This window comes from Scytonema sp. PCC 10023, assembly GCF_963920835.1.
Lineage (GTDB): Bacteria > Cyanobacteriota > Cyanobacteriia > Cyanobacteriales > Nostocaceae > Kalymmatonema.
In genome coordinates this window covers 1-4,604 of the sequence record NZ_CAWUDP010000225.1, presented here as the reverse complement: position 1 = coordinate 4,604, position 4,604 = coordinate 1, and the positions used below count along the sequence as shown (strand labels likewise).

Here is a 4,604-nt window from a genome sequence, read left to right as displayed (position 1 = left end):
ACTGTTTGAAGCCCAAGTGGAACAAACACCCGATGCTGTAGCCGTCGTGTTTGAAAATGAGCATTTAACTTATCAGGAGTTAAACGCTAGGGCGAATCAGCTAGCACGTTACCTGCAAGGATTTGGCGTAAAGCCAGAAGTACTAGTAGGTATTTGCGTAGAACGCTCTTTAGAGATGATTGTAGGACTGCTGGGAATTCTTAAAGCGGGTGGTGCATATGTACCCCTCGACCCGATCTACCCACCAGAGCGATTGGCGTACATTTTAGAAGACTCCTGTGCCTGTGTACTGCTCACACAACAGGCGGTAGCGGACAAACTACCCGACTTCAAGGGGCGTGTTGTCTACTTAGACGAATATTTGCCGATATCCCAAAGTTCATCCAATCCCAACAGCAATGTCTGCTGTGAGAACCTGGCTTATGCCATTTACACAAGTGGCTCCACCGGACGACCCAAAGGAGTACAAATCCGCCACCAGGCTGTGGTGAATTTCTTAAGCTCAATGTCTGCTCAACCGGGGATAGTACCATCAGATGTGCTGGTGGCGGTGACGACCATCACTTTTGACATTGCCGCGTTGGAGTTGTTCCTACCATTGAGCACAGGCGCACGCGTCGTCCTCACCCCGGATTTAATTGCCGATGGTGGTCAAAGCACTGCAGCCTTGGCAACATCAAGCGCCACAATCATGCAAGGCACACCAGCAACTTGGCGAACACTGATGCAAGTTGGCTTCCTTGGTAATCAAAAATTGAAAATACTTTGTGGTGGTGAAGCCCTCTCGCGGGAACTGGCAACTCAATTACTTGAGCGTGCAGACACCTTATGGAATATGTACGGTCCGACTGAGACCACCATTTGGTCTGCGGTGTCTCAAGTCCAAGCAGGTTCAGAGGTGTTCATAGGAAGAGCGATCGCCAACACCCAATTCTACATCCTTGATACCAATAATCAACTAGTACCAGTGGGTGTGGCAGGGGAATTGCACATTGGTGGCGATGGTTTGGCGCGTGGCTACCTCAATCGCCCAGAGTTGACAGTTGACAAGTTTATTCCAAATCCTTACAGCAATGAGCCTGGAGCACGCTTGTACAAAACGGGCGACATAGCTCGCTATTTACCCAACGGGGATATTAAGTTTCTCGGTCGCCTAGACCACCAAGTGAAAATTCGGGGCTTTCGCATTGAGTTGGGAGAAATCGAGGCGACACTGGAGCAGTATGAAAAAGTGCAGAAAGCAGTGGTTTTGGCTCAAGAAGACCGCCTTAAGGGCAAGCATTTAGTTGCTTACATTGTCTCAAATCAAGAGCATACACCTACAATTGAAGAACTGCATCGTTTTCTGAAAGAAAAGCTGCCCAAATACATGGTGCCCTCAGCTTTTGTCATGGTGGAGACATTGCCGCTGACATCCAACGGTAAGGTTGACCGTCGAGCGCTTCCTAAGCCTGACGCTGGGTATTTCCAACAGGAAGACGTCCACATAATGCCTCGAACTGAGATAGAACAAACCATTGCAACAGTCTGGCAAGAGGTACTTAATCTGGATAAGGTGGGAATTCATAACAACTTCTTTGACCTCGGCGGTCACTCGTTACTTGTGATTAGGGTCGTTAAGCAGCTGAATGAGTGTTTTCAATATGACTTATCAGTGCTTAATATTTTTATGTACCCGACTATTAGTACCCTAGCAGAGTATTTAAGTCAAACCAACAGTCAACAACTTAAAGATTCCTAGTTAAGCTGACAAGAACAATTAGTAAGTTAATAATTGCTCAATACAATGTAAGGAGTTAGAAAATGCAATTTAGCCTATTTTATTTTTCCGGTGATGGTTCAACAATTCAAGCAAACAAGTATAGTTTGTTAATAGAAAGTGCTAAGTTTGCGGATCAAAACGGCTTCTCTGCAGTCTGGACTCCTGAGCGGCATTTTCATTCGTTTGGAGGGCTTTATCCCAACCCATCCTTAACCAGTACAGCGTTGGCAATGGTAACTGAGCAAATTCAATTACGGGCAGGCAGTGTCGTGATACCTCTTCATAATCCACTGCGGGTCGTTGAAGAATGGTCTGTAGTTGATAATCTTTCAAATGGTAGAGTGGCTATTGCTTTTGCCTCTGGTTGGACAGTAGATGACTTTGTCTTATCTCAAGGAAGTTATGCTAATCGTAGAAAAACTATGTGGCGAAGTATACAGACAGCCCAGAAGCTTTGGGAAGGTGAACAAGTTGAATTCCAAGATGCGGCTGGAAAAACTTTCAAGGTAAGGACGTTTCCAAGACCAATACAGAGTAAGCTACCTACTTGGATTGTGTGTCAATCTTCAGAGACGTTTGTTGAAGCAGGCAAAATAGGTGCTAACGTACTAACCTCTTTGTTAGGTGGAACTTTAAAAGACGTAGCTCCTCAAATATCATTGTATCGTGAATCTTTAGCGAAACATGGTTACAACCCCCAAGCTAGAAAAGTAGCAATGATGTTGCATACCTTTGTGGGAGAAGACTTCTATACCGTCAAAGAACAAGTAAAAGAACCTTTTTGCAATTATCTCAAGACGCATATTGACCTACTGGAGAATCTAGTAAAAAACTATGGTATAAATATGAATTTGGAAAAATTTACGGAAGCAGATATAGATAGCCTTTTGCTGTTTGCCTACGAAGGCTGGCTTAAAGAGAGGACTTTGATTGGGTCAAAAACTACTTGTATGCAAATGATTGAGCGTCTAAAGCAGGTTGGCGTTGATGAAGTTGCTTGTTTGATTGATTTCGACTCAAATTGTGATTCAGTGATGAAGAGTTTACTTTACCTAAAAGATTTGAAGGATATCTGTAGCCTTGAGAAGGAAAAAATAGCACTACCCAAATGATGCATAAGTTCCTCCTCCATACAGTCATATTTGGCTATCAACTTAATGTATGGCAATCCTAAATGATTTACAAATTTATAGTAACTTTACACCAAAATTTTGATTGCAAGTTATATGTATAAACCTGCCAGAAAAATTCTCTGGGTGGTAAAAAAATGGTAGAACGGAATTTTGACTGTCTACCAAAATGAAAAATCCACTTCATTATATTCAACAATATCCGCACCGCGCAAAACAAATGTTGGGAATAACCAACGACCAGTTTCAAGACTTGTTGAGCCAAGCCGAGATGCATCATAAACGAATTCAAGCTGAGATAGAACATAAGAAGGTGCGTATAAATCATGAAGGAGGAGGGCGTAAACCAAAACTAGAAATAAAGGAAGAGGTATGTTTATGTTTATTTTATCTGAGACAAATGCCAACATTGGAGGTTTTAGGTTTACATTTTGGAATATCAAAAACTGAGGCTAATGATGGCAGCGACAATATCTGCAAGGAGAGGTGTTAAAGGCCCAATTGAAATACTCGCAGCAGCAGCATGGGAATAACCTCCCTATTTTGGACTTGCCTACTGACAGACCTCGACCAGCTGTTGCAACTTATCAAGGCGCATACCGCTCTGGTGACTTAGCTCGTTACTTGCCTAATGGAGACATTAAATACTTAAGACGTATTGATCATCAGGTTAAGGTTCGCGGTTTCCGCATTGAGCTAGGGGAAATTGAGAACGCTCTAACTAAACATCAAGCTGTGCAGGAGGCTGTGGTGGTAGATCGGGAAACTCAACATGGTGATAAGCAGTTAGTAAGTTATGTGGTGCCTAACAACGAGCAGACGCCGATGGTTCCATTTTGCCATTCCCTAGAGAGTGATAAGTTTTCACAGATAAGAAGTGTGCAACAATTGCTCATTGAACTTGAGCCATATATCCGTTACCCGCTAGCACAAATATTGGCAGATAAACAAAAATCTAAGTTATTTTTTGCTACGTTTAATTTCTTGTATTTCCATAACAGAAAAGAAATTTCAGTTAATAGGGGGTTGCGCTTGCTGAGATTTAGAGGTCATGATAAATTTTATTTTCCCTTAAATTTTCTTGTATTAGTGAGTTCAGGAAATGGACAAGTAAGTCTGAGGGTGGAATACGATCAACTATATTTCAATGGAAAGTCGATTCGCTCCATGACTAAGAACTATATAGACTTATTGGCTGGTGTTATCAAACTATGGGAAGAGTATAATAGTAAAAACCTAAGTGTTAAGGTTGAATGAGTTATTTAGAACTCTTGTATGGCTGTTAGGCTTCCGGCATTGCATAAATACAGAATGAATCAGATAAACGTAGGTATTTCCCATACTTCAAATAATAACGTTTCCGCACTACGCTTTACTAGTACCAGAGACAAAATCCCTTCACGAAAGTGATTTACTGCTGTCCACAACCAAATTTTGTTTTTTTACCGACAAAAGTCTCTAATTCATCGAGTTTTCCAAGTTCTGGAATCTCTTTAATTGATAGTGCATCTGGCATCATTTGTAGCGCCCAAAATACAATAGTAATCTAATGAGTGATATCTTTAAACGTATAGCTAATTTTTCACCAAAACTAAAGAATGTGCTTCTTGCGCGGCTACTTCGGAAGAAAGTAGACGAGTCTAACTCATTGCCCCTGTCTTTTGCCCAACAACGGTTATGGTTTCTTGACCAGTTGGAACCGGGCAGTCCGT

General features: G+C 42.0%; 3 protein-coding genes and 2 pseudogenes. 4 read left to right on the top strand and 1 reads right to left on the bottom strand.

What is annotated here, in order from left to right:
• From ACM0OZ_RS47940 to ACM0OZ_RS47925, 4 genes and pseudogenes are all read left to right on the top strand, one after another.
• Positions 1-1,741: non-ribosomal peptide synthetase (locus ACM0OZ_RS47940; protein ID WP_414590005.1), on the top strand; the 1,741-nt coding region annotated here is incomplete at its 5' end.
• Between the two features lie 62 nt (positions 1,742-1,803).
• Positions 1,804-2,874 (top strand): LLM class flavin-dependent oxidoreductase, encoded by a 1,071-nt coding sequence (locus ACM0OZ_RS47935; protein ID WP_414590004.1) that lies wholly within the window; start codon positions 1,804-1,806, stop codon positions 2,872-2,874.
• Positions 2,875-3,061: 187 nt separating this feature from the next.
• On the top strand, positions 3,062-3,385 hold the full coding sequence (locus tag ACM0OZ_RS47930) for a helix-turn-helix domain-containing protein (protein WP_414590003.1): 324 nt from the start codon (positions 3,062-3,064) through the stop codon (positions 3,383-3,385).
• Positions 3,386-3,489: 104 nt separating this feature from the next.
• A pseudogene (locus ACM0OZ_RS47925) lies at positions 3,490-3,714 on the top strand (AMP-binding enzyme); the annotation flags it as partial.
• 500 nt (positions 3,715-4,214) lie between these two features.
• Here the strand turns inward: ACM0OZ_RS47925 and ACM0OZ_RS47920 are convergent.
• Positions 4,215-4,435, bottom strand: a pseudogene (locus ACM0OZ_RS47920) (IS1 family transposase); the annotation flags it as partial.
• Between the last annotated feature and the right edge of the window lie 169 nt (positions 4,436-4,604).